11 protein-coding genes are annotated in these 25,720 nt (G+C 63.3%); 1 reads left to right on the top strand and 10 read right to left on the bottom strand.

Annotated features, from left to right (window positions below):
• Window positions 1-57: 57 nt before the first annotated feature.
• Window positions 58-1,086 (bottom strand): AraC family transcriptional regulator, encoded by a 1,029-nt coding sequence (locus ACY4LX_RS15950; protein ID WP_463260507.1) that lies wholly within the window; start codon window positions 1,084-1,086, stop codon window positions 58-60.
• A 205-nt stretch (window positions 1,087-1,291) separates the two neighbouring features.
• Between ACY4LX_RS15950 and ACY4LX_RS15945 the strand changes: the two genes are divergently transcribed.
• Window positions 1,292-2,242, top strand: coding sequence for a SphA family protein (locus ACY4LX_RS15945; protein WP_463260506.1), 951 nt, complete (start codon window positions 1,292-1,294; stop codon window positions 2,240-2,242).
• Window positions 2,243-2,444: 202 nt separating this feature from the next.
• Here the strand turns inward: ACY4LX_RS15945 and ACY4LX_RS15940 are convergent, their stop codons facing one another.
• The 9 genes from ACY4LX_RS15940 to gspE form a co-directional block, all read right to left on the bottom strand.
• Entirely contained in the window at window positions 2,445-14,909 is a 12,465-nt protein-coding gene (locus tag ACY4LX_RS15940; protein WP_463260505.1) for a filamentous haemagglutinin family protein, read from the bottom strand.
• Between the two features lie 228 nt (window positions 14,910-15,137).
• Window positions 15,138-16,298 (bottom strand): substrate-binding domain-containing protein, encoded by a 1,161-nt coding sequence (locus tag ACY4LX_RS15935; RefSeq protein ID WP_463260504.1) that lies wholly within the window; start codon window positions 16,296-16,298, stop codon window positions 15,138-15,140.
• Between the two features lie 372 nt (window positions 16,299-16,670).
• Entirely contained in the window at window positions 16,671-17,801 is a 1,131-nt protein-coding gene (locus ACY4LX_RS15930; RefSeq protein WP_463260503.1) for an alkene reductase, read from the bottom strand.
• 107 nt (window positions 17,802-17,908) lie between these two features.
• Window positions 17,909-18,817 carry a LysR family transcriptional regulator gene (locus ACY4LX_RS15925; protein ID WP_149658220.1) on the bottom strand — a complete coding sequence of 303 codons (909 nt, stop codon included), beginning with the start codon at window positions 18,815-18,817 and terminating at the stop codon, window positions 17,909-17,911.
• A gap of 42 nt (window positions 18,818-18,859) precedes the next feature.
• A complete protein-coding gene (locus ACY4LX_RS15920) occupies window positions 18,860-21,115 on the bottom strand; it encodes a xanthine dehydrogenase family protein molybdopterin-binding subunit (protein WP_463260502.1) in 2,256 nt (751 codons plus the stop codon).
• Window positions 21,112-21,576, bottom strand: a complete 465-nt coding sequence (locus ACY4LX_RS15915) for a (2Fe-2S)-binding protein (RefSeq protein WP_149658222.1) — start codon at window positions 21,574-21,576, stop codon at window positions 21,112-21,114. The genes ACY4LX_RS15920 and ACY4LX_RS15915 overlap by 4 nt, the downstream gene beginning before the upstream one ends.
• Entirely contained in the window at window positions 21,573-22,841 is a 1,269-nt protein-coding gene (locus tag ACY4LX_RS15910; RefSeq protein WP_463260501.1) for a c-type cytochrome, read from the bottom strand. The genes ACY4LX_RS15915 and ACY4LX_RS15910 overlap by 4 nt, the downstream gene beginning before the upstream one ends.
• 199 nt (window positions 22,842-23,040) lie before the next feature.
• A complete protein-coding gene (gene gspF, locus ACY4LX_RS15905; protein WP_463260500.1) occupies window positions 23,041-24,252 on the bottom strand; it encodes a type II secretion system inner membrane protein GspF in 1,212 nt (403 codons plus the stop codon).
• Window positions 24,252-25,670 carry a type II secretion system ATPase GspE gene (gene gspE / locus ACY4LX_RS15900; protein WP_463260499.1) on the bottom strand — a complete coding sequence of 473 codons (1,419 nt, stop codon included), beginning with the start codon at window positions 25,668-25,670 and terminating at the stop codon, window positions 24,252-24,254. The genes gspF and gspE overlap by 1 nt, the downstream gene beginning before the upstream one ends.
• Window positions 25,671-25,720: the final 50 nt, after the last annotated feature.

The following is a 25,720-nucleotide window of genomic DNA, read 5'->3' as shown; positions in this document are numbered from 1 at the left end:
ATGTGACGCCGCCTTCGCGGGCAAGCCTTGCTCCTACAGGGTTGGGCGGCGCCCGATTTATGAGCTGATCCGAAACGCCGTCGGACTCATCCCCGTCCAGCGCTTGAACGCCCGGCGAAAGCTGCGTACGTCGCTATACCCGACTTCTTCGGTAATTCGCTCGATCGAGATCTCCGGGTTGGCCAGCAGACTCAAGGTTCGCGCCTGGCGCACCTGCTCCAGCAATGTCTCGAACGTCAACGCATGTTCAGTCAGGCGCCGCCGCAACGTCCGGCTGCTCATGTTCAAATCGCCGGCAATCTTTTCGATATGGCTGCCCCGCGTCAGGTCCCGGGCAATCGCCCGTTCCACCGCCTGGATCAGGTCGATTTTCTGATGCACCTGCGCCGCTTCCAGTTCCAGCAACTTGACGGCCTGACGCAGCGCTAACGAATGGTGATTGGGCAGCCGCACATCCAGCCAATGCGCGGCAATCACCATGCGGTTTTGCAGGCAACCGAAACGCACATCCGGCCCGAGCAAGCGCTGGTATTCCGCGAGGTAATCCGGTGCGGCATGCACAAACTCCACCGCCATCGGTTTGAAATCCGCCCCGACCAAGGCCCGCCCGTACACCAACAGGCTGGCGAAGAACTCTTCCACCGCAAACAACTGCACATCGGCAAACGGCAGGCGGCATTCGATGTCGACAAACACCCGGTCGCCCGCCTCCTCCACGCTCGACACCACGATGCCGCCAGAGGTGTGCTGGTGGCGGATGCCCAGTTCAAAGGCGTCGCGCAAGGTCTTGCACAGCGACAGCACATGGCCCAGCAAACCGAGGGTGCCCAGCACGTTCTGCGCGCCAACCCACAAGCCGAGCCCGCGATTGGGCAGCACTTTGAGCGCGCGCTGGATCATCGCCACGGCTTGTCGGTAGGAAATGCGTTGGGCCGGGTCCTGGAGGTCTTCCAGGGTGAAGCCCAAACCTCGGCAGAGACTCTCGGGATTAACCTGGTTGAGCTCGGCCACTTCGGCCAGGGTTTGCAACAGAAATGGCGAAACCAGCGCCAGTTCGTAGGTAGGGTCGACGACTTTCATTTGCATGGCGCAAGACATCCCGGAGCAGGCTGAATTCTTATTTTTGTTACCGGTTATGTCGAAAGAACTTAGCACAGGGTTTTACGGCTGTCCGCAGAAGTCCCCCTACGTGGCCGCCAATACCCTGCCCGGCAAGGCCTGAACCGCTTATTTCTATGCAACGGCCCGCGCGGCCGGCGGTGCGTCCCTAACAATAATAATGAGTACACCCATGAACCCGACCCGCACGACATTCTGCTTGCGCCTGGCCGTCAGCCTGGCCGGTGTGTTTGCCATCCAGTTGCCGGCGCTCGCCACCGAGGCGGGCGTGGACAACATCGGCCCCGGCACCGATGGCTTCTTCATGCTGCCGCTGGAGGTGGACAGCCTCCCGGACAACATGGTGGCCTTCAACGTTTACTACAACCATTACAAATCCACGAAGCTGAACATCAGCTCCCTCGGCGGCAAAGTGCCGAAGGTCGATATCGAATCCACCGCCGTGATCCCGCGCCTGGATTATTTGAGCCCCGTGCGCATTTTCGGCGGACGGTTGGCCGGTTACATCGCCCAGCCCTGGCTGAAGCAGGAAGTCTCGGTGTTCGGCTTGCAGGACACCCGCGAAGGCATGGGCGACACCACCGTCGCGCCGATCATCCTGTGGGACATGGGCAAAAACCTGACCCTCGGCGCCGCCGTGGAAATCACCGTGCCGACCGGCGAATACAGCGCCGATCGCCTGGCCAACACCAGCAACAACTTCTACACCTACAAACCGCTGTTCTCCTTCACCTGGCTGCCGACGGAGCGCACCGAGCTGTCGATGAAGACCACTTACAGCTTCAACGAAAAGAACAAGGACACCGACTACAAGTCGGGGCAGATTTTCCACTTCGATTATTCCGCCAGCTACAAGATCACCGACAACCTGATGCTTGGCTTGAACGGCTACTACCTCAAGCAAACCACCGACGACAAACAGTTCGGCCGCACCGTGCAGTTCAACGGCGAAGACGTCAACGACGGCGTGCGCGGCCAGGTGTTCGCCATCGGCCCGGCGCTGCACCTGACCTTCCTCAAATACGCCAGCGCGGAGATTCGCTGGGCCAAGGAATTCGACGTGGAGAACCGGCCTGAAGGCGAAATGCTGTGGGCGAAAATCAGCATTCCGTATGCGTTTTGACGGGCAGCCACCTCATCCCCCTGTAGGAGCAAAGCTTGCTCGCGATAACGGTTTCGCAGTCAGCATTGATGTTGGCTGACACGACGCCTTCGCGGGCAAGCCTCGCTCCTACACGGGGTCGGCGGTTTATACGAATGCTCTGTTCGACGCGATCCCTGTAGGAGCGAGGCTTGCCCGCGAAGAGGCCCTCACAGTCTGCACACTACAAGGTCAATTGCCCCCGCTCCTCCTCCGTCAATTGCTGCCGCGCCTGTTCATCCAGCGCCCCGGCGCCCAGGACTTGCACCGGGCTGTCGGGGTTGTACCCCTTGGTCGGTGCCAGACTCGCGCCATCGCGCGAGGGGGCCAGTTGTTCCGAGCCAAAGCTCAAGACCTGCACGGTGAACACCGACGCCTGGTTCTGTCGCGCCGCTGCCTGCTGCTGACGCGCCACGTCTTCTGCCGCCTGGGTGGCCGATGACGCCGCCGAACTGGCCGACGTAATGGCCCCGGTATTGACCGAAGCACTGACCGGCACCCCGGATGACTTGCCCTGGGTCTGAATGTTGGCCGCGTTGACCACGGTCAGCGCGGCGATGTTGACGTTGCCCGATACCCGGATCCCCGCCTCGCCGGCATCGATGGTGCCCAGCGGCGCAATGAGGTCGATGTCCCCCGGCGCCACTTCCGGAATCGGATTCAACGTCGCGATCCCCGCGCCAGTGCTCGGCACCGACGGCGACAGGGTCACGTTGCCCCAGGTGTCGTAGACGCGTTTCGGTGGGGTGTACACCACGGTGGTTTTCGAGCCGCGCCCGGCGTTGATGTCGCCCTGGGCCGACCAGCCGAAAATCGAACCACCGAACGTGGTCATGATCCGGCTCTGGCCCAGCAGAATACTGTCCTGGGCATACAACTGAATGTCACCGGAACCCTGGGTGATCACCCCCGCCGTGGACGGCGGCGCCGCGCCTTCGATGCCGTAGATCTGCCGTCCGCCCGGCGTCAGCACCTGGATGTCGCCACCGAAATCGGTGTGAATGCCCGCTCCGCCATAGAGCGTGACGTCGCCGTCGTAATTGATCGTATTGCCGGCCACGTCCTTGGTCGGGAACAGGGCGGCAATCGCCTCGCGACCTCGCGCATAACTGCCACTGCGAGTGGCGCCGACGGTGTTGTATTCGCGCCCGCCGACCTTGAGTTCGGCGAAGTAGATCTGGCGAGCGAAGACCCGTTGCTGCTCGGCCGGCAGGGCCGCGAAATAAGCGGCCACCTGTTTGTCGTCCCCGATGAAACCAAAGCGTTCGGTCAACCACTGCGCCAGTTCGGCGCTGTAGTTTTTGATCGCACCCTGCCCCAGGTACCGACTCAGCAAGCCTTGGTAGTTCGGCCCTTGAGCCCCGGCGCCGACGGTCAGCGAAATCGATGCACCCCCCTCGTTGACCGAGGAACGGGCATCAACATGGCCGATGCTGTTAAAGCCACCCTCCTGATACACCTGGCCCACACCCGAGCCGGCGCCATACAGATTGCGGCCGGCGGTCACTTCCAGCAAACCGGGGCCGGCGACGTTGAACGTGCTCAGGCGAATATCGCGCCCGGCTGAAACGATGGAAATATCATCGGCCCGGCTATGGACGATCAGGTTGCCGGTGGATCGGCCACCCGCGTGGCGGACGGTAGCCGGTACAAGCGTGTATTGATCCAGGGGCACACCGGAATTGACAATGTCCCGGCCGGCCATGATCCGGACCGGACCACTGCCCTCATAGCGGACTTGGTTATCTGTCTCCGTAAAACGCAGGATTTCCCCCGTACGCAAACCGATGATGTCGCCATTGATGGCATAGAAACGCACAGGCTTGCGGTCCGGCCAGGCCATGTTGGTGTAGGTGTTGGCGCCAAAGGTGAACAGCGGGAACCTGTTGAATTCGGAATCGTAAACATCTGCACTGAAGTTGTTATAGCCGACACCCCCGAACGAATTGGTCCCTACGAACACCGGGTTGAACGGTGTGGGGATCCGCGCCGGATCGGCCCCTGATTGTGTCACCGCATAACCGCCGGCGTAGATCGAGTCGCTGGCAATCAATTGCAGTTCGGCATTGGCCGAAGGCGCCGTCATCAATGAATATGTCGATGAATCGCCATCGCCGCTGAGGCCGAATGCCGAAGATCCATAGTAAAGACTGCCATTGGCCGCCACCGCACGCAGAATCGATGGATAGAACATACGTCCGCCAGCGCCTGGTGTATTGAGGCTTGGGTTGATTTCAGTCTTCAGGAACGGCGTCAGGTTGCCGCCCGCGCTGAACAGATCGATCGCGGTGTTCGGCGTCCACAATGAGAAACCGCTGTAACCGCCTCCGTCATGAGAAGCACCGGATGCGTCGGTGTAACCCGTCGAGTTTTTCATCTCCAGGCGTCCGGCGTCACCCACGCCATCGAGTACCAGATCGCCACGGCTATTGAACTGGACGCCAGCATCTGCGGCCACCACCGTCAGACCGCCTTGTGCAGTGGCCAAGGTTGCGGTGTAGGCGTCATAGGCCCTGGATTCTTTGGAGTTTTGAACCGCACTGCCACTGCCATATTTCAGTTGCAGTGCCCCTACCGCGCCGGCCTGCAATTGCACTGCGCCCCGCAGGTTGACCAGCGTGCCCTTCAGGTCGGCGGTCGAACCGTTGGCGGCGGCAAGCGCCGACGCCGACGAATTAAGTCGACCACCAATGCGCACCTGCATGTCACCACCGCCGGTCAAGACCAGGCTGCCATCATCGCTAACTCGGCCGGTGCTGCCCACGGCCAGCGTAATGCCCTGGCTGCGCTGCACTTCGGAAGCGATTGTCGTACCACTGTAGCCCAGTAGACCGGCGTCACCCGCGGCGCTGATGTCGAGGTTACCGCCGCCCAGCGTACCGATGCCGGTAAAGCCTGCCAGTGCCGGATCACCACTGGATTGCGCGACAAAGGTGCCAAAGTTGATCCACCAGGCCGTCGGGATGTCCGAACCATTGCCCATGCCCTGGCGCCACAACCAGTTGCCGACCGCCGCCGATGCCAGCTGTGGGCGCAGCGTGTCTCGACCTCCGTTCATGTGCCCCAGCGTATCGCCTTGCAATTGCCCCCCCGCGTTCAACCGCAGGTTACCGCCCTGCTCCGGATACCAGGCTTGATACGCCGCGCCTTGGGTCAAGGGTTCATAAGCGTTGGCATCGACGCCCAGCACCGTGCCATCGGCCCCGCGACCACGGGCCTGCTGATACGGGTCACTCGCGCCGCTGGCCAGCGTGGCCGATGGGGTGCCCGCCGTGTACACGCCGAACAGCGATTGCATGTTGAAGTCGCCGGCGCTCAGCAGGTCCAGATCACCGGTACCGGTGCGCAATACGCTGAATAGCTGCGTGCTCGGGGTGGCGACAGTGCGCGCAGGCTCCTCAGGCACCGGCACCTGGACGCACCAGTCTGGAATGTCGGTGCAGAAAGCGAGGTCCTGATCGCCGACCGGTGTGCCCGGCTCCGCATACGGATTGTCCGGTGCCCACACCCAGACCATTTTCGGAGGTGCGGGTACACACCAGCCGGGAACGGCGTCGCACAGGTACAGGTCTTCCTCGGAAACGGGCGTGCCCGGGTCGGCATAGCCGTTGTCATCGCTCCAGACCATGCCGGTGCCGGTGTGGCCACCGGTGGTCACTCGCTTGGCCATGTAGTGTGCGTCGGCCAGGCGCAAATGCCCTTCGCTGCCGTTCACCTGTGTGATGCGAGTGTCCGCGGCGTCGGTATCGGCCCCGGCCACCAGGCGCATCGACCACGACAACGAACCGTCCGGCAGCATCGTCGCCACCGCCCAGTTGCGGCCCTGTTGCCCGTTGACGCCGGGGCGCAACTCGATCAGGTCGGTGCCCTCGGCCAACTTGACGTTGGTTTCGGCGGGAATCAAGCCACCGATGGGCAAGGTATTGGCGCCTGATTGCACCAAACCGGTGTCCGGCAACGCCACGCCTTTGGGCCAGACCCCGGACTTCACCGCAACGGCCACCGTGAAGCGGCTGCCGGCATCCAGCCGTGTGTCGGCCGGCAAGGTCACGGCATCTTTGAGTAACGTCCCGGCGGCGTACAACACGTTGCCATTACTGTCGCGCACGGCGGCGCTGAGCAAGGTGCCGGCCGCCAGGTTCAGCGGAGTCTCCAACACCAAAGCGTTGGGCAACAGGGTGCCAGCCGTTAGGGTCATGGCCTTGAACGGCAGGTCATAGTTGAGCACGCTGCCTGCCGGGTACTGGGTGCCATCGGCCAGTTCGACGCCGCTGAGCGGTACCACCAGGTCACCACCGAAAGGCTGTTTGCCGGGGATTAACAGCCAGCCGTTACCGTCTGTGCGCTCGGCAGCAACCGTCGGATCAGGCGGCATGAAGCCATCGGTGACGCTGCCAAACACATCAAGATTGCCCCCGGCGCGAATCACCAGGCTGCCCGGTTCGCCGGAACCATAAACCCCAGTTTGCTGGCTGTGCGGATTGAGGCTGGCATAGCGGTAACCGGACAGGTCGACATCACCGGAAATCACCATGTCGCCATCCGCTGTCGCACTGACAATCTGCACACCGGGACGCAGGTGGAAGGCATCTGCGTAGGTGGCGTTGTTCAGCCCGGCGAGCTTGCCGTTGAGCAACGCCGGGTTGGCCAGCGCCGCGTCGATGAAGGTCGTGCTCTCAGTGTGCTTTGCATTGAGATAAGTCTGGTCGATCACCTGATACGGTTTGCCGTCAGCCCCCACACCCACGCCCAGCGGGGCATCGCTGTAACGTTGCACCGCATTGAGCACAATCGAACGCGCACCTTGAACGGTCAATGGACCTCGGGCGTCGATGTCGATGTCGCCCGCAGTCGCTGCCCCCATGCGTCGAGCGTTGAGTTCGAGGGTGCCGCGCATCCGACCGTCATGTTGACCCGGCCCATTGCCGAGGGCGGCATCGGTGCCGTGACGCAAGTCGATTCGTGCACCGCTGGCCAATACCAGCGGACCGTCCTGGGCGGTCAGCTCGACGATGGCGCGGTTCGGCGAGTCGATGATTTTGCCGTAGCTGTCGACCCGCAATTGCGTGCCATGGGCGTCCAGCACCGCGCTACCGGCCAGGGTCAGCCCGGTTTTGCCCGCCAGACGGATGCTGCCCACCTGCCGGCCGCTGGCGTCGATCGAGCCGAGCACCGTCAGGCTACCGTTGTCCACCGACACGTTGATTTCGTTAGCCTTGAGTTCATTACCGATCACCAGATCGCCACGCTTGATCTGGAAGCTGCGTGAGCCGAATACCTGGTCGCGATTCAAGCGCTGGTTGAGCGTGGCGAAATCACCAACGCTCTGCGCACGGATATCCACCCCGCCCGCCGCGTATGGCACCCGTGTGCCGCCGGCGTTGTAGTCACCGCTGGCGCTGCCGAGGATCTGCCCTTGCAAGTCCACCAGACCTGCCGCGTCATTCAGGGCATAGGCGCTCAAGATGCCCGCGTAATTGTTACGCGCGCTCAGGTCAATGACCGACCCAGCGGCCTGGCGGATATTACCGGCCTGGCTCTTGAGGAGGACGTCACCGCCCCAGCTGTAGCGCACGACATCATTAAAAGTCAGCTCGCGGCCAGCCAGATCAAGCCGCGCCGCATCACCCAGGGTCAAGTCGCCGCGGCTGTCCAGGGTCAGCTTGCCGCTGGGCAGTCGCAGGGTGCTGTCGATGTACAGATTCTGGCCTTCAAGCGCCAGTTCCGCCCCCAGTGCCGACGCGTCGACGACCCCGGCATTCAGGCCAGCAATGCCCGAAACGCTAATCGCGCCCCCGGCCTTGATGCGGTTGACCGAACCGGCTTCACCCGTCCACAACGGCGTGCTGACCCGCAGGTCGCCGCCGCTGTAGGTGAAACCGCTGCCCGTGACGTAATCACCCTGTTTCTGATAGACGCGCAAGCCACCGGTATGGTTGGCGGTGATGCGCTGGGTCGCGGTGAGATTGACCTGATTGAAACCCAGGGTCAGACGCTGGCCGTCGTCATTGTTAGCCTGGCTACTCGGCCCGTAACCGAACTCCAGGGTATCGACCAGGATATCCAGCAGACCGCTGCCGGTACCCGCGCCATTGGCAATCGGGGCTGCTGGCGACGTCGTGGTGCCGTTCCATACCAGGGTGCCGGTACGAATCGTCGCCCGGTCACCCGCCGCGCCATAACCGTAGATGGCCGGGGTGCCGAGCACCAGGCGCTGCAAGCGCGACTGGCCGTTCTGGTCGAGGGTACTGAGGTCGACGCTGTCGTAGAAATTCACCGAATCCCGGGCATTGAGCACCAGGTTTTCCAGGGCCGGCGCACCTTTGCTGGTGTCACCCAGCAACAACCGGTCGAGCACTTGCTGATTCAGCGTCAGGCCCTGGGGCAAGGCGTTGCGTTGTTGCGCGGCGGCCAACGCCTGGGCCGAACCGATGTTGACCCCGCCCACCGCCAGGATCAGGTTGCGCGTACCGAAGCGCACCGAGTCATCCAGGCTGAAGGTGTTGTCGGTGGCAACGGTGATCGAACCCTCGGAATACAACTGCGTGGTGCCGGTGCAGGCCAGTGACGTACACAGGCCGATCCGGACCGGACTGGGGCCCGTAAAGGAACCCGGTGCCGCGGTGGGCGGGAGCATGTCAAGCCAGCCGTTCGACACCGCCAACAGGCCATTAGTACCGGGGTCATAAATGAAACCACTGCGTGAATCGTACGCAGCCTTGCCCTGCCCCAAGGTGTTAATGCCCGCGCCCTGCTCGATGACAATGCCGTCACCGGTTTTAGTGTTCGCCACCAGGAACACTTCCCCTGCTTTTAAAGTCGCCCCTTGTCGCAGGTAAACATTCTGCAACTTGGCATCGAACGTCACCAGATTGCCACCCTGGCCGTATCTCACACCCGGCACCGCACCGATGGCCAGTCGCGGCGCCTTGAGCGCATTCAATTCACTGTCGTAGATCGAAACCCCGGTGAAGTCCTGCGTTGCCGCTTGCCCCGCCGCCAACACTTCAAGCGAACCGCTGCCACCGCTGATGATTGCGACGCTACCTCCCAACCCATCCTTGCCCGGCGTAAAGTCGGCGCGCCCCTTGAAACTCAAGGTCTGCGCAGGGCCAGCGTTGGCGGCGTCATAGCTGAGCAACAAGGTCTTGCCGTCAGCCTCGATCGTTGGCCGTGGCACCCCCTTGAGCGCGGCATCGGCCTTGGCAAACGCGGCGTAGCCCGTTTCGTTGTACTGCGAGTAACGACGCAGCACATCGCCCGAGGTGACAATCACCTGGCCGGATAACGGATCGACAATCCCGGTATTGGCGATCGACAAGCGGCCCGAGGTGGCCCACGAACCGTTACGCATGGCCAGGCTCTTGCTCAAGGTACCGGCGCTGGCCAGACCATTGAGTTCGACACGGAACGCGCCGGGTAACAGCGCATAACTGGCTGGCATCAAGGTGTAGGTACCGGCCGGCAACCCCGGCACCCCGGCATCGAGGGTGATGCGCTGGCCGATGAACGGGTCGCGCACCCCGCGCTCACCCGCCAGCGGCGCATAGGCCGACGCATTACCCGGCACGATGGCGTACACCGGGTTGCTCGACAGCCCCGGCAACGTAAAGCGGCCATCAGCGCCGTTTTGCACCAACGGGTTGTAACGGGCATCCGTGGAACCGCCCCGGCCGGAAATGAACCCGGCGCCCGTCAATTCACCGCCACCGGACAGATCCAGCACCGCCCCCTCCTGCACATCGACCTGTGGGCTTTTCACTGAAATGCCCATGGTCAATATGCTGTTCCCAGCGCTGCCACCCACCCCGGTCAACTCGACGGTTTTGCCGTTGTATTGGTAGGTCAGGCCGTCGATCGTGCCGCCATACGGCATCAACAAGCCATTGCCGCTGACTGAAGTGAGGCTGCCGGGCAGGAACGACAAGGATTGCAGTACGTTGGTCTCGGCCCCCAGGGTCAGCAGACCGAACGGCGCCCTGACCACCCCGCCTTGTTGAATGTCGCCGCCGTCGAAACTTAACTGGCCAAATGCCGAATACGGCACGGCGGGTGCCGTGTCGGTGGTCCGGCCGATGGTCAGGGTCGATCGGTTGGTGGTCTGGGCTTTTGCCCTGGCACCAGTGACCGGGTAAAGCTGCGCGGCCAGCAAGTTGAGGTCGGCGTTGCTTTGCAGCACGGTCACACCCCCGGCGTTGAGTGCCGAGGCACCGAGGAAGCGCAAGTCCCCGGCGCTGCGCAAGGTGGTTTGCGCGAAGCCGCGACGATCCACCAGGACACTTGGCCCCGAGTTTTGCTTCAGCTCACCATGGGCGCCGAACGTCACCTCATCGCGCACCTCCAGCAGGTCAGCACTTAACAGCAACTGCGCCTGACTCTCGCGGGTAGACAATCCACCTTTCACGGTCGGACGAGTGGCGACGTCCGTACCGATGGCCGCTGCCCCCGCCAGGCGCAAGTACGGCGCGTCCAACGACACGCGACTGTTGCTGGCGGCATTTTCTGCCAGCGCCAACGAGCCGGCATACAGACTCAAGCTTTGTTTGAGGTTGAGGTTCACATCGCCGTCAAACGAAAGGATGCCGTTACTCAACAGCGACAGGTTGTCGAAACCGCCATCGACAACGCGCTGCACGTCCAGACGCCCCTGCCCATAGGGTAACGGCGCCGATGGATCGGCGGCAGCACCAGGCCCTTGGGACAGGATCAGTTCCCGTGGAGCGCGTACGCCGTTGTCGATCGTTTTATTGAGGTACAACCCGGTTTCCAGCGCCACCGACAGACTACCGCCCGCCACGCCGGCACCACCCGCCACCGCGCTGAGCTGGCCGTCGATGATCAGGCCGTTGTTGGAGCTCAAGGCGATCTTGCCCCCGGCACCCGCGATTGACTGTGGTCCCTGGCCTCGAATATCCAGTTGCGCCTGCGCACCGTTGGCCAACAATCGTGAGCCCTGTTCCAGCACCACGAACAAATCCGGCGCCTTGGCGCTGCCCCCGTCGGCGTTGATTTCACTGCCGATGACAATGCTGCCGCCCGCCCCCACGCGGCCGTAACGTCGGCCCTGGGAATCGGTCGCCGTGACTGCCCGCGCCGACACGTCGATCAGGCCGCTGCTGCCCACGCGGATCGAACGCTGGTGCGCTGCCTCGTCCAGACCCGCATCAATGATGACCGGGTTAATCTGGCTCAGGCTTACCGAGCCGCCCCAAGCCTTGAGCTGACCGTTGACAGTCAACTGGCCGATACTGGCGAGGTTGATCGCCTGGCCCGGATCGACGCTCAGTACCGCGCCCTCTTCCACCATCAGGCCGACGTTGGGCCGGTCAGCCAGGGGCGACAGCAGCGTACCGGCGTTCAAACTCAAGCCTGCACCACCGCGTTGGGTCAACACGCCCTTGACCGGATCTTCCTGATACAACGCCGGCGTCCAGACTTGCAGAAACTGCGCCACCGAGGAACCGCCGGTGCCTTGCGCATCCGGACGCAGGTGATACACCGGGCGACTCACACCGACCTCGGCACCCGCCAGCACCGTCATGCCCTGGCTGCCGGTCACCTTGTACTGGGCGAAACCCTTGTTGAAGAAGTCCGCCGCCAGCACCAGGGTGCCATCCTCCACCGAACCGGCCGGGTGGCCGATTTGCACCTTGCTGGTCAGGATGTCCAGGAGGCCGGCACCGTCGACGCCATAGCCCGCCAGTTCCGCGCCGAGCAGCAATTGCCCAATGGCGTCGGCGTTGTCCAGCGCGCTCGCGGCGGTCGCATTCGCCGCCAGGGTAATGTCGCCGCCGCGACCACCGAGCAATGTGTTATTGCTGAGCAAGGTCGCGCCCGACGACACATCAATCCGACTGCCCTGCTCCAGGGTCAAGTCATCACTGCTGCGCAATGACACCAGACCGCCCGAGCGCCAGGCCACCCCTTCGCTTTCCACAGCGCTCTGAGATTGATTACGCCACACGCCGCTGGCATCCAGCGTGACGCCCTTGGCCACCACCACGGACGCACGGCCGCCGGCGGGTGCAGCGAGCAAGGTGTCCTGGATCACACTGTCGCTCAGTTGCGTCAGCACGTTACCTACGCGAATGCTGCCACTGTGCGCGGTCAGGTCGGCGTTGACGTCAATGCGCGGGCCGTACAGGGTAATGTCGCCACCGGGGGTCACTTGCACGGCGCCGTCGACCACAATCCGGTCCTTGGCGGCGACTTTTATCGCGCCCAGCTCGAAGTCATTGAGCACGTTGCTGTTCAGCGACAGGCTGCCTTTACGGCCCTCGGCTACCCCATCGTTGAGACCGATGGCCTGACTGTCCGGGCCTTGTTCGTCGCCGAGGGTGACCTTGTCCAGCACCGCGCCCAATTGATAGTTCAGGGTGCCGGCGGTTTTCAGGTAACGCGGCACATAGCTGCCGATGATCAATTGTGCGCCACGGGCGGTACTGTTCTGGGATTGCTGATAACCGTCGAGCCCGGCCACCGGCGCCTGGGACTGGTGGTCGCCCTGAAAGGTCTTGCCCAGCAGTTCGCCATCGAGCACGGCGCTTTTCGTCGCGACGATCAGTTGCCCGGCATCGCGGCCCACGGTGTAGCCGCTTTCGTAACGCTGGCGCGGAGCAATCAGCGGATTGTAGTAATAATCGGTCTGGCCCCAGCGCTCACTGTGGTCCTCAAACCCTTTGTAGACGCCGGTGTAGAGCAGATCTCCGGGAGCCTTGGACACCTCATGCAAACGCCCGTTGGCACCGCGTAGCCAGCTCTGCTTGATGTAACCGCTCTGCACATCGAAGGTGCCGCCCGACACGTTAATCAGCGAGCCTTTTTGCGTCACCAGGTCGTTGCCGGTAAACGCCAGGGTCCCGCCCTGGGCCATCCACTCACCGATGTCGTGACCGCGGGTGCCGAGGTAGCCGCCGACTTCCAGCAAGCCGCCGGCGGTGTACCAGCGGTCGTTGGCGTAGCCATTGACCCCGGCCGCCACATGCACCAGGTCGCGCACGTCGACCCAGACATCGGTGCTATTGAGCGCCCCACCCTCGCGATTGCCTGACGCATCGCGCTGTTCGTTGCCCTGAATGTTGACCTTGATGCTGTTGGATTCCATCGCCACTTTGACGCCGATACCACCGGACACATCGATGATCGCGCCATCGCGGACCAGGCTGCGCTGACCGGCGCTGACCGCGACCTGACCGCCGTTGGCCAGCACCATCGAACCGCCCTGGAAGTCCACGGTGCCACCGCTGACGATCTCTACACGCGACTGGTCGGTGCGGTCGGCAATTTTGCTCAGGTTGTCGAAACGCCCGGTGGCGTTGTTCGGCAGTAGACCGTTGAGGTTGTCGAGCGCCGCTTGACGCTGGCTGTCCAGCGCCGAGGAACCTTGCTCCAGCAAAATGGTGCTGACACTGCCCTGACCCAGGGTCACGCTGCCGGTGATGTCGCTGGCAGCATTGAGCAAATGAACAGTGCCGCGAGTGTCCGCCGAGGTGCTGGCCAGCAGCACGCCGTTTTGCCGGATCTGATGCCCGGTGAGGGTGATGTCACCGGTCGCCGCCTGGATGATCCCGCTGTTGATCACCGTACCGGCCAGGCTACCGGTCTTGAGGCTGGTGGCCACTTCATTACCGCGCGTGGTCGATTGCTGGTTGCCTGCGGTGCCCGTGCCACGGCGAATGTAAAAACTGTCGCCCGCCGCCAGGGTCGTTTGGCCTTTTGCGGTAACGAGGGCGCCATCGTTGTGCACTTCGCCGCCGAGCAACAGGGCGTAACCACCGGAATCCGTCGACGAACCGGCCGGCAGGGTTTGCAGCACGGCGCCGCGCTGCACCTCGACCTTGCCGAACGCATCGCGAAAGGTTGGCTGGGTGCCGTTGGTGTCCACGTACAGGCCATTTTTGCTGAACTGGTCATCGCTGATGGTCGCGGCGGCGGCCACCAGATTGCGCACGTTGACCTGGCTGCTGCCGCTGAACACGATGCCGTTGCGGTTGACCAGCATCACCGTGCCCGGTGCATTGATCTGACCGGCTATCACACTGGCGCGGGCGTTCGGGTCGTTGACCCGGTTGAGCACCGCCCAGTTCGCCTGTTGGCCGAATTCGACGGTGGTATCGCGCCCGACGTTGAAGGTTTCCCAGTTGAGGATCGCCTTGTCGGCGGTCTGCTCGATGCGCACGGTGGTCTTGCCGTCGGCCTGAGTCTGTCGCGGCCCGGTGGCGTTGGTCCAGCCACGGGTCAGCGGATTCTCGTCGACCTTCAGGCCACCCTCGCCCAGGCCGTTGGGCACACTCTGCGGCTGACCCAGGGCAAATTGACGCCCGGCTGCCTGTGCCGCTTGTTGCGCGGCAATCGCGGCCACGGTGTTGTTCAAGTTGTCGATCGAGCGCTTCAGCTGCTGATTGACCCGTTGCTGTTGCGCCAGCGGTGGCGGCCCGCCGGGCACCAGGCCACCGGGCCGTGCAGCACCACTGGCCTGGGCAGCGCCCTTGGCGGCGAACCAACTGGAACTGAACGCCGTGGCCGCGTCGGCACTGCCGGCGATCATCAGCAACGCAATGGCCTGGGCCAAGGGTTTCAAGCGCAACAGCGGGTGCTCCATCGAGCGCACAGGGACATTCAGATCAGGCGTGGTTTTACCGCGAGGCATCACTACTCTTCCTTTTGCAATTCTCGAAACAGGCTGCTGCAACGGCGGGCGTTGCTGATATGGGATAAGGCAGTTGGCGCGGCTCAGGACCGAACGCTTGTCATGCAAAGTTCACATAGGTGGGATAAGGCAGGGCCACACCACGCAAAAATCGGCAGCGCCGTACAGGCCGCTGCCGATTGTTATTGCCATCGCCGATCCTTGGCGACGTCACTTCAGGCGCTTGGGTTATGGACGACCAACACCGTTGCAGACGCTGACGTTGGCGATGTTCAGGCCTTCGGCGTAGGTGTCGTCCAGGAAGGTTTTCTTGACTTCGGCAGCGAACGCGGTTGGCAGGCTGACGAAGGAGTGCTGGGCAATCACAGAGGCCTTGGTGCCGGTGTACAGGTCATTGAGGAAATTGCGCACAGCAGTGGCATCGGCGGCAGTGGCGTAGCACTGGCCAACGAGCAAGTTGGTGTAGCCCACGATTGGGTAGCCCGTGGTTGGAACAGCGGTATCAGTGGCAGCGCTACCGAAAGTAGGTACCCACTTCAACGGGTTGGCGCGATCGGCCTTGGTGGACGGCGCGAGTGCCGTGCCCAAAGCGGTGCGGGTGTTGGTTGCGTTCGGCAGTGGTGCGGCAACGCCGGCAGCCAGTGGCAGCTTGCTGACGCGAGCGACCACGGCAGCGCTGTTGGCGTTGACATAGTCAGGGCTGACATAACCGATTGCGCCATCGTTGGCGTTTACAGCGGCTACGACGTCAGCACTGGTGGCCACGGCTTGCCAGTTGGCAGGCTCGGCACCGATGTTGGCGGTGATGAACGTGCCGCTGACGCCGAACTTGGTCGGGCACGAATCGTTGAGGAAGCGCGACAACAGTTCAGTGGTACCGCTGGAACCGGAACGGTAGATCACTTTGATCGCGGTGGTGTCAGCCGTGCCCAGCAACTGGCCCCAGGTCGTGGTGGTGCCGGAGAACACGTTGCACAACTGAGCGCCGGTCAATTGCAGGGACGTCACGCCGGTACGTTTGTATGGAATGGTCACCGAAGTGCCCACGGACGGCACCTGGATCAGCTTGCCGAACGCGGCGCCATTGGCGTTGTTGTAGTTGGTCAGTTCAGTGGCGCTGAGCACCGAGTCGCTACCGGCGAAATCCACCGGGGTGCCGGCAGGCTGGTTGATCGAAGCCGGGGCGTTGGTCAGGAAAGCGGTCTTGCCGGCGCCACTGCCGACACCGGTGTAGCTGAAGTCAGTCGGCAGCAGGCGTGGCAGGGTCGAGGTGCCGTTGTAGAGGTTTTCCGGCAGGGTTGCACCGCCACCGACAACAGCGGCCATGGATTGGGCAGAAGCCAGTGCGGCAACAGCCAACGAGGCTGCGATCATAGTGCGCTTAAACATGAAGAAGCTCCTTTCGTCGTGTTCATACGTGGGTGTGATGTGCTCGTTAATGACGCCATGGCGCTCAAATCTTCGCCTTGCTCTGAAGGTCGTCCGGGGTGAGGCCATGGGTTAGAAGTTCGCAGCTTCCAGTGACAGATAGAGGAAAAAACCTCGGGTGCCGGGCGTGGATTTTTTGCAGAATTTCTCGGGTGTTTGCGCAGGGAATGGCGGGCGTTTCAGCGATGGTTTTCGACCGGGTTCCGTCAGCTCGGCTGGAGCCCACGGTCAGTCGTTGATGGACGGTTTCGTATGACAGAACAGCGAACCCGAGGATGGCTCAGCCAGCGCTCGGGTGCTGATAAAAGTGTGGAAACAATTTTTGCCCGCGGGTTACGCCAATGCGGGATAGTCGATGTAGCCCTTGGCATCACCGCCAAAGAAGCTCGCACCGTCCGCCGGGTTGAGCTCGGTGCGGTCCCGCAGACGCGCCGGCAGATCCGGGTTGGCAATGAACGGGCGACCGAACGCAATCAGGTCGGCGCGACCCTCGGCGATGGCCTGCTCGGCGGTGTCGCCGTTGTAACCGCCCGCCAGCATCAGCACGCCGCTGAACGTCCGGCGCAGTTGCTTGATGATCGCGTCCCAGCGTGGGTCAGTGTCTTCATCCAGCACGGTACCAACCATCATCGGTTCTACCAGGTGCAGGTACGCCAGGTTCCACTCATTGAGCCGGGACACGATGTAGCCAAAGGTCTGCTCCGGGGTGTCGTCGCCCATGCCCATGAAGCGGCCCATCGGCGTGAGGCGCACCGCCACGCGGTCGGCCCCGACTTCCTCGATCACCGCCGCCACGACTTCAAGCAACAGCCGCGCGCGGTTTTCGATACTGCCGCCATAGCCGTCACTGCGCTGGTTGCTGGCGCTGTTGATGAACTGATCGAGCAGGTAGCCATTGCCCGCATGGATTTCCACGCCGTCCATGCCCGCCAGCAAGGCATTGCGCGCAGCCTGGCGGTAATCGGCGATGATCGCTTCGATACCCGCAACATCCAGCTCCTGCGGCACCGGCACATCGCCCCAGACCCCTTCGCCCCGCTCATTGAGGATGAAGGTCTTGCCGGGGACCGGTTGCGCGGTCGGCGCCACAGGCAGGCCACCGTCAGGCTGAAACACCGGGTGCGACACTCGCCCCACATGCCACAGCTGCAGGAACATGCGCCCGCCTTCGCCGTGGACCGCATCGCTGACCGCTTTCCAGCCACGGATCTGCGCGTCGGTGTGGATACCCGGCGTCCAGGCATAGCCCTGGCCTTGCTGGGAAATTTGCGTCGCCTCGCTGATGATCAACGCGGCGCTGGCCCGTTGACGGTAATACTCGACGTTCATCGGCGTCGGTACATTGCCGGGCTGGCCGGCCCGGGAACGGGTCAGGGGCGCCATGGCGACGCGGTGGTCGAGGCTCAGTTGGCCGAGTTTGAGTGGGCTAAACAAGTGGGCGCGCTGGGAGGTCTTGGGGTTCATGGCGGTCTCTGGGGTGGAAGGTCTGTGGCGCCCAAGGTAGTCACCCTGGGCTTTTCAGAGAATCCACCGCCCGCGCAATGTCCCGTTGCGCAAAACGCAACGCAGGGTCATTCACCCTCGCGCCGCAGCAACTCGATGAGGAAATCAATAAACGCGTTGATCCGTTTCGAGCCCCGGTGATTGGGCAGGTACAGCGCGCAAATGGCCGAACTGGCGCTATTGGGATTGACCACGAACTCATCGAACAGGGACGTCAGACGCCCGCAACGAATGTCCTCGTCAACCAGCCAGTCCGGCAACAGCGCCACCCCGCCGCCACCCAGCACCACTTCGCGCAAGACCTCGGCATTGTTGCTCTTGAACGGGCCTTCCACCGGGACGCGAACCTCCTGCCCCGCCTCCAAAAAGGTCCAGTACTGTGGTTGCAGGCCATAACTGAAGCACAGGCATTTATGGCGCAAGAGGTCCATGGGCTGGTCGGGAAAGCCGGCGGCATCAAGGTAACCGACACTGGCCACCACCCGACGCCGAAAGGCCCCCACGGGACGGCTGATCAGCGCGTCCATCGGTGCTGCCGAGCCCAGGCGGATCGACAGGTCGATGCGCTCCCCCAGCAGGTCGACGATTTCATCCGACAGGATCATCTCCAGCACCAGTTTCGGGTAGCGCTCCAGCAGCGTGGCGATGTGCGGCGCGATCAGGCATCGGCCGAAAGCCACCGGCACTGAGATGCGCAATTGTCCGGCGGGCTCCTCACCCCGGTCCGAGATCGCCGCGTCAGCATCGGCCACGGCGTTCAAGATATCCCGCGCGTTGCGATAGTAAGCGCTGCCCGCGTCGGTCAAGGTCACTTGGCGGGTGGAGCGGTTAAGCAACACCGTGCCCAATTCTGCCTCCAGCCCATCCACCATCCGCGTCACGGACGACGTCGCCAGGCCCAGTTGTCGGGCGGCGGACGAGAAGCCCCTGGCGTCTACGGCCTGGACGAACATCTTCATTGCGAGCAGCTTGTCCATGACATTCCTTAATGGGTTCACCGCAACCCTCTTGCAGGGGGGTTATGCGCGCAGTACTTCGTGCCAACCCTTGCGGGCCAAAGGCAAGTGCAGCAAACGCTGGCCCGTGGCGTCGGCCATGGCGTTGCCGAGCGCCGCCGCCATCGGTCCTTGCACAATTTCCGCGGCCCCGAGAAAGGCCTCACCCGGCTGATCGAGCAAATGCACATCGACCTGACGCGGCAGCGCCGGGAAACGGATGATCGGGTAACCGCTCCAGTCGTAGCTGCGCACACCTTGCGGATCGTATTCCACCTGCTCATACAGGGTCCAACTGGCCGACTGGATGATCCCGCCTTCGACCTGATTGCGCAGGCCATCCGGGCTGACGATTTGCCCCACATCCACCGCTGTCACCACCCGGTCGATCACCACTTCACCGGTCTGGCGCTGCACGTGCAACTGCACGGCAATGGCGCAGTAACCCATGATGTTCTTGTAGCGGGCGAAGGCGAAGCCGATGCCACTCCCCGGCCCGGGTGCCTTGTGGGGCCAGGCGAATGCCTGTGCCACTCGCTTGATCACAGCCTGGGCCCGGGGATCGGTCAAATGCTGCAAGCGAAATTGCAGCGGATCCTGCCCCGATCGCGCCGCCAGTTCATCCATCGCCGCTTCGATGGCAAACACATTGATGTGCGCGCCCAGGGAGCGCATGGCCGATGTTCTGAAGGGCATCTGCAGCAGGAAGTTCATGTTGATCTGGCTGTTGGGAATGTCGTAGAGCGGCACTGCGTTGCGATCGCCATCGCCTTCCGGTTGGGCGATGGGCACCGAGGGTGCCGGGGCAAAGGGTTTGGCCAACAGCCACGCCGGCAGTAGTCGCCCGGCGTTGACGATGCGTTCGTTGTGGGGCGTGGTCCAGAGTTCGTAGCTCCAGTTCTGCAACTTGCCGCTGGCGTCCAGCCCGGCTTCAAGTTCGGTCAGCATCGCCGAGCTGTAGGGTTCCCAGAGGTTTTCCTGCTCGCGCATCCATTGCACCCGCACCGGTTTACCCGGCACGGCCATGGCGATCAACGCGGCGTCGGCAGCGGCATCGTCGGCGCCGTTATGCCCGTAGCAACCGGCGCCCTCGACATGGATGCAGCGAACCTTTTCCGGGGCCAGGCCCAGCAGTTGCGCAATACCGGCGCGCAACGGGTAAACGCCCTGAGTGTGAGTCCAGACCGTCAACCCGCCGGCTTCGAACAGCGCCACCGCACAGGACGGACCAATAGAGCCGTGCATCAGGTATTGCTTGGTCACCCGCGCCTTGTACACCGGCCCGGACGCCTGAGTGACCGCGCCTTTGTTGCTCACCGGATAACGCCGTGACGGCAACTGGGTCAGCAACTCGTGGATGTGTTGCGAGTCCGGCAGCGGATTGCCCTCGGTCCAGCGTGCACTGGCGTAGCCGGAACGCATGGCCTTGATCGCCTGCCATTCATCCTGGGCGACCACTGCGAGGTAGCTGCCATTGCGCAGCAGTTTCACCACTCCCGGCATCTGCTCGATGGCGCCCTGATCGATGTCCAGTAACTGGCTGACCCGACGCGGCGGGCGAATCACCCGTGCGTGCAACATGCCGGGCAGGCGCATGTCCTGCACGTAACTGGCACCGCCGCTGACCTTGCCCGGAATATCGAGACGCGGCAGCGAATGGCCGATCTGGGTGAACTGATCCGCAGCCTTGAGCGGCGAATTGGCCACCGCGTAACGGTGTAATTGCACGCCCGCAACGGCCTGCACATAGCTCATCGACTGCCCGCCAGCACCGTGGATCACGGCATCGCGGGTGCGCAGGGTGCTCACCTCCTGCTGCCACTGTCGCGCCGCCGACTCCAGCAGCAATTGACGCACCTGAGCCGCCGCGTTGAACAGCGCCGTGCCACTGTCGAAGATCGAGTGGCTGCCCGCCGTATACCCTTCGTTCGGCGTCAGCGCCGTGTCCGCGGTGAGAAAGCGAATCGACGCCGGCACAACCTCCAGCCGTTCGGCCGCAATCTGCAACAGCGCGGTCTTGACCCCGGTACCCAGTTCGACCTTGCCGGTGTAGACCGTGATGCCGTCCTGGGCATCGATACGAATCCAGGCATCCAGATACGGATTGGTCCTGAGGCTGCCCGGCAGATCCGGCGCCAGCACGGTGGTGCCCAGGGTATCGACCTCGGTGTCGGCAAAGGCGTGGCGAGCCCCCGGCACCAGGGCAAAACCCACCACCAGCGCCCCGTTGATGAGGAAGGAACGGCGACTCGGATCAAAAGCATCCGCCGGGTTTTTCATGGTTTCACCTCACTGGCGACGACGGCTTTGATCGCCGCGAGAATCCGCACATGGGTGCCGCAACGGCACAGGTTGGGCGCCATGTGCTCGCGAATCTGCTGCTCGTCCGGTGTGGGGTTTACTTCCAGCAAAGCCTGGGCGCGCATGATCATCCCGGCGATGCAGTAACCGCACTGTGCCGCTTGCTGATCGATAAAGGCTTTTTGCAGCGGGCCGGGTTCATCGGCACTGCCCAGGCTTTCGACCGTGCGCACCGGTTTCCCCGTCGCGACAATCGCTGGCACCAGACACGAGAACACCGGTTTATCACCGAGCATCACCGTGCAGGCGCCGCACTGCCCGAGGCCGCAGCCATATTTGGCGCCATTGAGTTGCAGATGATTGCGCAGCGCGTAGAGCAGCGGCATGTCCGGGTCGATGTCCAGATGATGATCGGCACCGTTGACGTTCAAGGTAATCATTTCGGTTGGCCTTCGCTGCGAATGGTGGTGACGGTTTTGCCCAGATCGGCCCAAGGCCGGTTCGCACAGCTTTGCCCGCGCAAGTACTGCGCGAGGGCCACCAGATGAGCATCGTCCAGGCTGTCGGCGAATGCGGGCATGTAATGGCTGGTAGTGCCCGTGGACAAGGGAATGCCTTCGAGCACGGTCTTGATCAGGTTGCGCGGATCGTCCGCCTGCAACGCCGAGGTCATCGCCAGGCCGGGCCGGCCATCGACCGCGCGCATCGGTGCGCCGGCACCGTGGCAACTGGCACAGGCGCCGGCAAAGATTGCGGCGCCTGCACTGGCCTGTGGCGCTTCTGGCTTCAGGGTTTGGCACGGCTGCGGCGCCTCGGCAGTGCGTTGCACACTCAACAGGTAATCGGCGATGGCCTTGACGTCGTCGACCGGGACTTGCGCCAGGCTCAAACTCACCGGCAGCATCGGCCCCGCCGCACCACCATGTTCGCTGGCGACCTCGCCACGCAGGTAGGCGACCAGTTGTGTCTGGTTCCAGGGGTTCGCGGCCGTCGCCATGCCTTTGAGGGGCGGTGCATGCCAGCCATCGACGAGGCCGCCGTTGAGCAGCTCGCTGCCCTTCTCGCCACCTATCAAATTGAGCGGCGAATGGCAGGAGGAGCAATGCCCGGCGCCGTCCACCAGGTAACGTCCACGGTTCCATGCAGGTGATTGCGCCGGATCATCCCGGGGCGGGTCGCCGTGCAGGAACAGCAGATTCCAGAACGACACCAGGGGCCGGAAATTCATCGGGAACATCATGTGATTGTCCGGCGCCACCGCGTGCACCGGATCGACGCTCATGAGAAAGGCATAGGCATCGGCGATGTCTTGATCGGTCATCTTGCGGTAGTGCACGTAGGGGAATGCCGGGTAGAGAAAATGCCCATCCCGGGCAATGCCTTTGCGCATCGCCCGGGTGAAAGCGGATTCGGACCACAGGCCAATGCCGGTGTCACGATCCGGGGTGATGTTGGTGGTGTACAACGTGCCGAACGGCGTTACCAGCGGCAACCCGCCAGCCATGTACGCGCCGCCGGGGCGCGTGTGGCAGACGGCACAATCGCCCTGCTCCACCACCCGAGCGCCTCGGCTGGCACTGAGCTTGTCGCTGACGGCGGGTTGCGTCAGCGGGGCAATGGCGGGCCGCCACATCATCACGCCACAAAACACCAGCCCGGCGACCACCACCAACAGTCCTGCGCCATAAAGCGTCTTGCGCTCCATCGTCTTCCCCTTGCGTCGTGTGCTTGTGCGATACGGCCTGGCGAGCACGTTACGCAACGCTCGCCCATGGCGAAATCGGGCCGCGGCGCAACACAGCATTGCGCCGTGCGCAACAGGCCTATTTCAAAGCAGGCAGGCAAAGGGTGAATCTAGGGAGTGAAGCGCGGGTTGTCTTGTACAGCCGTGCTCATCGAGCGCGTTACTGCACCAGTTGGTTGATCTCGATGATCGGCAACAACACCGCCATCACGATCACCAGCACCACCGCGCCCATGACCACGATCATCAAGGGTTCGAGCAACGCGGTCATGCCCATGGCCCGGCGCTCGATGTCCCGGGACAGGGTTTGCGCGGCGCGTTCGAGCATCGGTGGCAGCGAGCCGGTTTTCTCGCCGCTGGCGATCAGGTGGATCAGCACCGGCGGGAAGACTTTCTCGACGCGCAACGCCGCCGCCAGGTTGACCCCTTCGCGAACCTTGGCCGTGGCATCGTTGACACTCAGGCTCAGGCGATCGTTGGACAGGGTCTGGCGCGCCGCTTCCAGCGCCCGCAACAATGGCACCCCGGCACCGCCGAGAATCGCCAGGGTCGAGGCGAACCGCGCGGTGTTCAACCCCAACACAAAACGCCCGAACAATGGCAAGCGCAGGATGCGGCTGTGCCAGTTCAACCGCGCCTGCGGGTTGCGCAAATACAAGCGCCAGCCCCAGAAGCCACCGGCCATGACGCTGAAACACAACCAGCCCCAACCCCGAATAAAGTCACTGGCATTGAGCATCGCCAGGGTCAGCCCCGGCAGGTCCTGACGAGCCTGGGAAAACGCGCTGACCACCTGCGGCACCACGTAGCTGAGGAGGAAGATCACGATGGCGATCGACACCAGCCCGACCACCCCCGGGTAGATGAATGCGGTGAGGATCTTGCCCCGCAGGTTGTTGCGTTCTTCGATGTAGTCGGCCAACCGTTCCATGACCTGGGCCAGGTCGCCGGACTCCTCCCCCGCCGCAATCAATGCGCGGTAGATTTCCGGAAAGTCCCGGGGCCGCGCGGCCAATGCCTCGGCCAGGCGCATGCCGCTGCGCACATCGGCACGCACCGCGCTCAGGGTCTGGGCGATGTGTGTTTTTTCCGCTTGCTCCACCGTGGCGCTCAACGCCGCCTCCAGCGGCAGGCTGGCGCCGAGCAGGCTTGCCAGTTGCCGGGTGGCCCAGGCCAGGTCGTTGTCCGAGAGCTTGGCGCTGAACATTCCACCGCCCGACCCGGCCGGCGTGTTGTTTTCGATTTGCACCAGCAACGCGGTCAGGCCGCGACTGCGCAACACACCGAACGCCGCGCTCTGGCTGTCGGCTTCCAGGTGCCCGACCTCGATCTTGCCCGTGGCGTCGGCGGCTTCAAAACGGTAGCGATTCATCAGGCGTCCCGTGTGACACGAAGGATTTCTTCCGGCGCGGTGGCGCCGCTGCTCACCCAGCGTTCGCCGTCTTCGCGCATGCTGAACATGCCCGCCTCACGGGCCGCCGCCCGCAGCGCCTGTTCACCCGCGCCCTGGTGGATCAGCGTGCGGATGTCGTCGTCGATGCAGAACAACTCATGAATGCCGGTACGGCCGCTGTAGCCGGTGTGGTTGCAGGCTGCGCAACCGACCGGTCGCCAGGTGCCCGGGGTGGCGGGGTCTTCCTGTTTGCATTGATTGCACAGGCGCCGGACCAAACGTTGTGCCAACACCCCAAGCATCGACGACGCCAGCAGAAACGGCTCGACCCCCATGTCGATCAAACGGTTGACCGCCGACACCGCGTCGTTGGTGTGCAACGTCGCCAGCACCAGGTGCCCCGTGAGCGAGGCCTGCACAGCGATTTGCGCGGTTTCGAGGTCGCGGATTTCACCGATCATGATGATGTCCGGGTCCTGGCGCAGGATGGCGCGCAAGGCCAGGGCGAAGGTCATGTCGATCTTGGCGTTGACCTGGATCTGGCTGATGCCCGGCAAGTCGTATTCCACCGGGTCTTCGACAGTGAGGATGTTGCTGGTGCTGGCATCCAGCCGTGCCAGCGCCGCATAGAGACTGGTGGTTTTGCCACTGCCCGTGGGGCCGGTCACCAGCACGATGCCGTGGGGCTGGCGAATCAAGGTGTCGAGTTTGGCCAGTACCTTCGGGTCCATGCCGAGGGTTTCCAGTTGCAGGCGCCCGGCCTGTTTGTCGAGCAGGCGCATCACCACGCGCTCGCCGTGACCGGTGGGCACCGTCGACACGCGAATATCAATCGGCCGCCCGGCCACGCGCAAGGCGATACGGCCGTCCTGGGGCAGGCGTTTTTCGGCGATGTCGAGTTGCGCCATGATCTTGATCCGCGACACCAGCGCCCCGTGCAACGCCTTGCGCGGCGACACCACGTCGCGCAGGGTGCCGTCGACCCGGTAGCGCACCACCGAATGGCTTTCATAGGGCTCGATGTGAATGTCGCTGGCCTCGTCCCGCGCCGCCTGGGTGAGCAAGGCGTTGATCATGCGGATCACCGGCGCGCCGTCCTGGGTGTCCAGCAGGTCGGTAATTTCCGGGATGTCCTGCATCAGCCGATCCAGATCGACCTCATTCTCCGCCGCCCCGACCACCGCCGCCGCGCTGCCGGTGTCGGCGTAGGCACTGGCGAGCAAGCCGTCGAGCTCTTCATCGCGCACCCGCTCCAACCGCGCCGGGCCGAACTGCCGATGCACTTCGCTGATCGACCAGCCTGGCGTCGAAGGGCACACCGTCAACACCGCGCCGTCGTCGGCATTGCGCAGCAGGATGCGTTGGGCCTTGGCCCAGGCGTAAGGCAAGGCACTCATGGTGAATGCCCCTCTATCCTTGTGGCGAGGGGGCTTGCCCCCGTTGGGCT

This window comes from Pseudomonas sp. Emmai, from assembly GCF_055179735.1.
The sequence above is the reverse complement of the archived record's forward strand: the minus strand, read 5'-3'. Positions and strand labels throughout refer to the sequence as shown.

Coding starts and splice junctions, on each gene's coding strand:
- ACY4LX_RS15950 (WP_463260507.1), bottom strand. CDS start 1,086: ATGCAAATGAAAGTCGTCGACCCTACCTACGAACTGGCGCTGGTTTCG.
- ACY4LX_RS15945 (WP_463260506.1), top strand. CDS start 1,292: ATGAACCCGACCCGCACGACATTCTGCTTGCGCCTGGCCGTCAGCCTG.
- ACY4LX_RS15940 (WP_463260505.1), bottom strand. CDS start 14,909: ATGCCTCGCGGTAAAACCACGCCTGATCTGAATGTCCCTGTGCGCTCG.
- ACY4LX_RS15935 (WP_463260504.1), bottom strand. CDS start 16,298: ATGTTTAAGCGCACTATGATCGCAGCCTCGTTGGCTGTTGCCGCACTG.
- ACY4LX_RS15930 (WP_463260503.1), bottom strand. CDS start 17,801: ATGAACCCCAAGACCTCCCAGCGCGCCCACTTGTTTAGCCCACTCAAA.
- ACY4LX_RS15925 (WP_149658220.1), bottom strand. CDS start 18,817: ATGGACAAGCTGCTCGCAATGAAGATGTTCGTCCAGGCCGTAGACGCC.
- ACY4LX_RS15920 (WP_463260502.1), bottom strand. CDS start 21,115: ATGAAAAACCCGGCGGATGCTTTTGATCCGAGTCGCCGTTCCTTCCTC.
- ACY4LX_RS15915 (WP_149658222.1), bottom strand. CDS start 21,576: ATGATTACCTTGAACGTCAACGGTGCCGATCATCATCTGGACATCGAC.
- ACY4LX_RS15910 (WP_463260501.1), bottom strand. CDS start 22,841: ATGGAGCGCAAGACGCTTTATGGCGCAGGACTGTTGGTGGTGGTCGCC.
- gspF (WP_463260500.1), bottom strand. CDS start 24,252: ATGAATCGCTACCGTTTTGAAGCCGCCGACGCCACGGGCAAGATCGAG.
- gspE (WP_463260499.1), bottom strand. CDS start 25,670: ATGAGTGCCTTGCCTTACGCCTGGGCCAAGGCCCAACGCATCCTGCTG.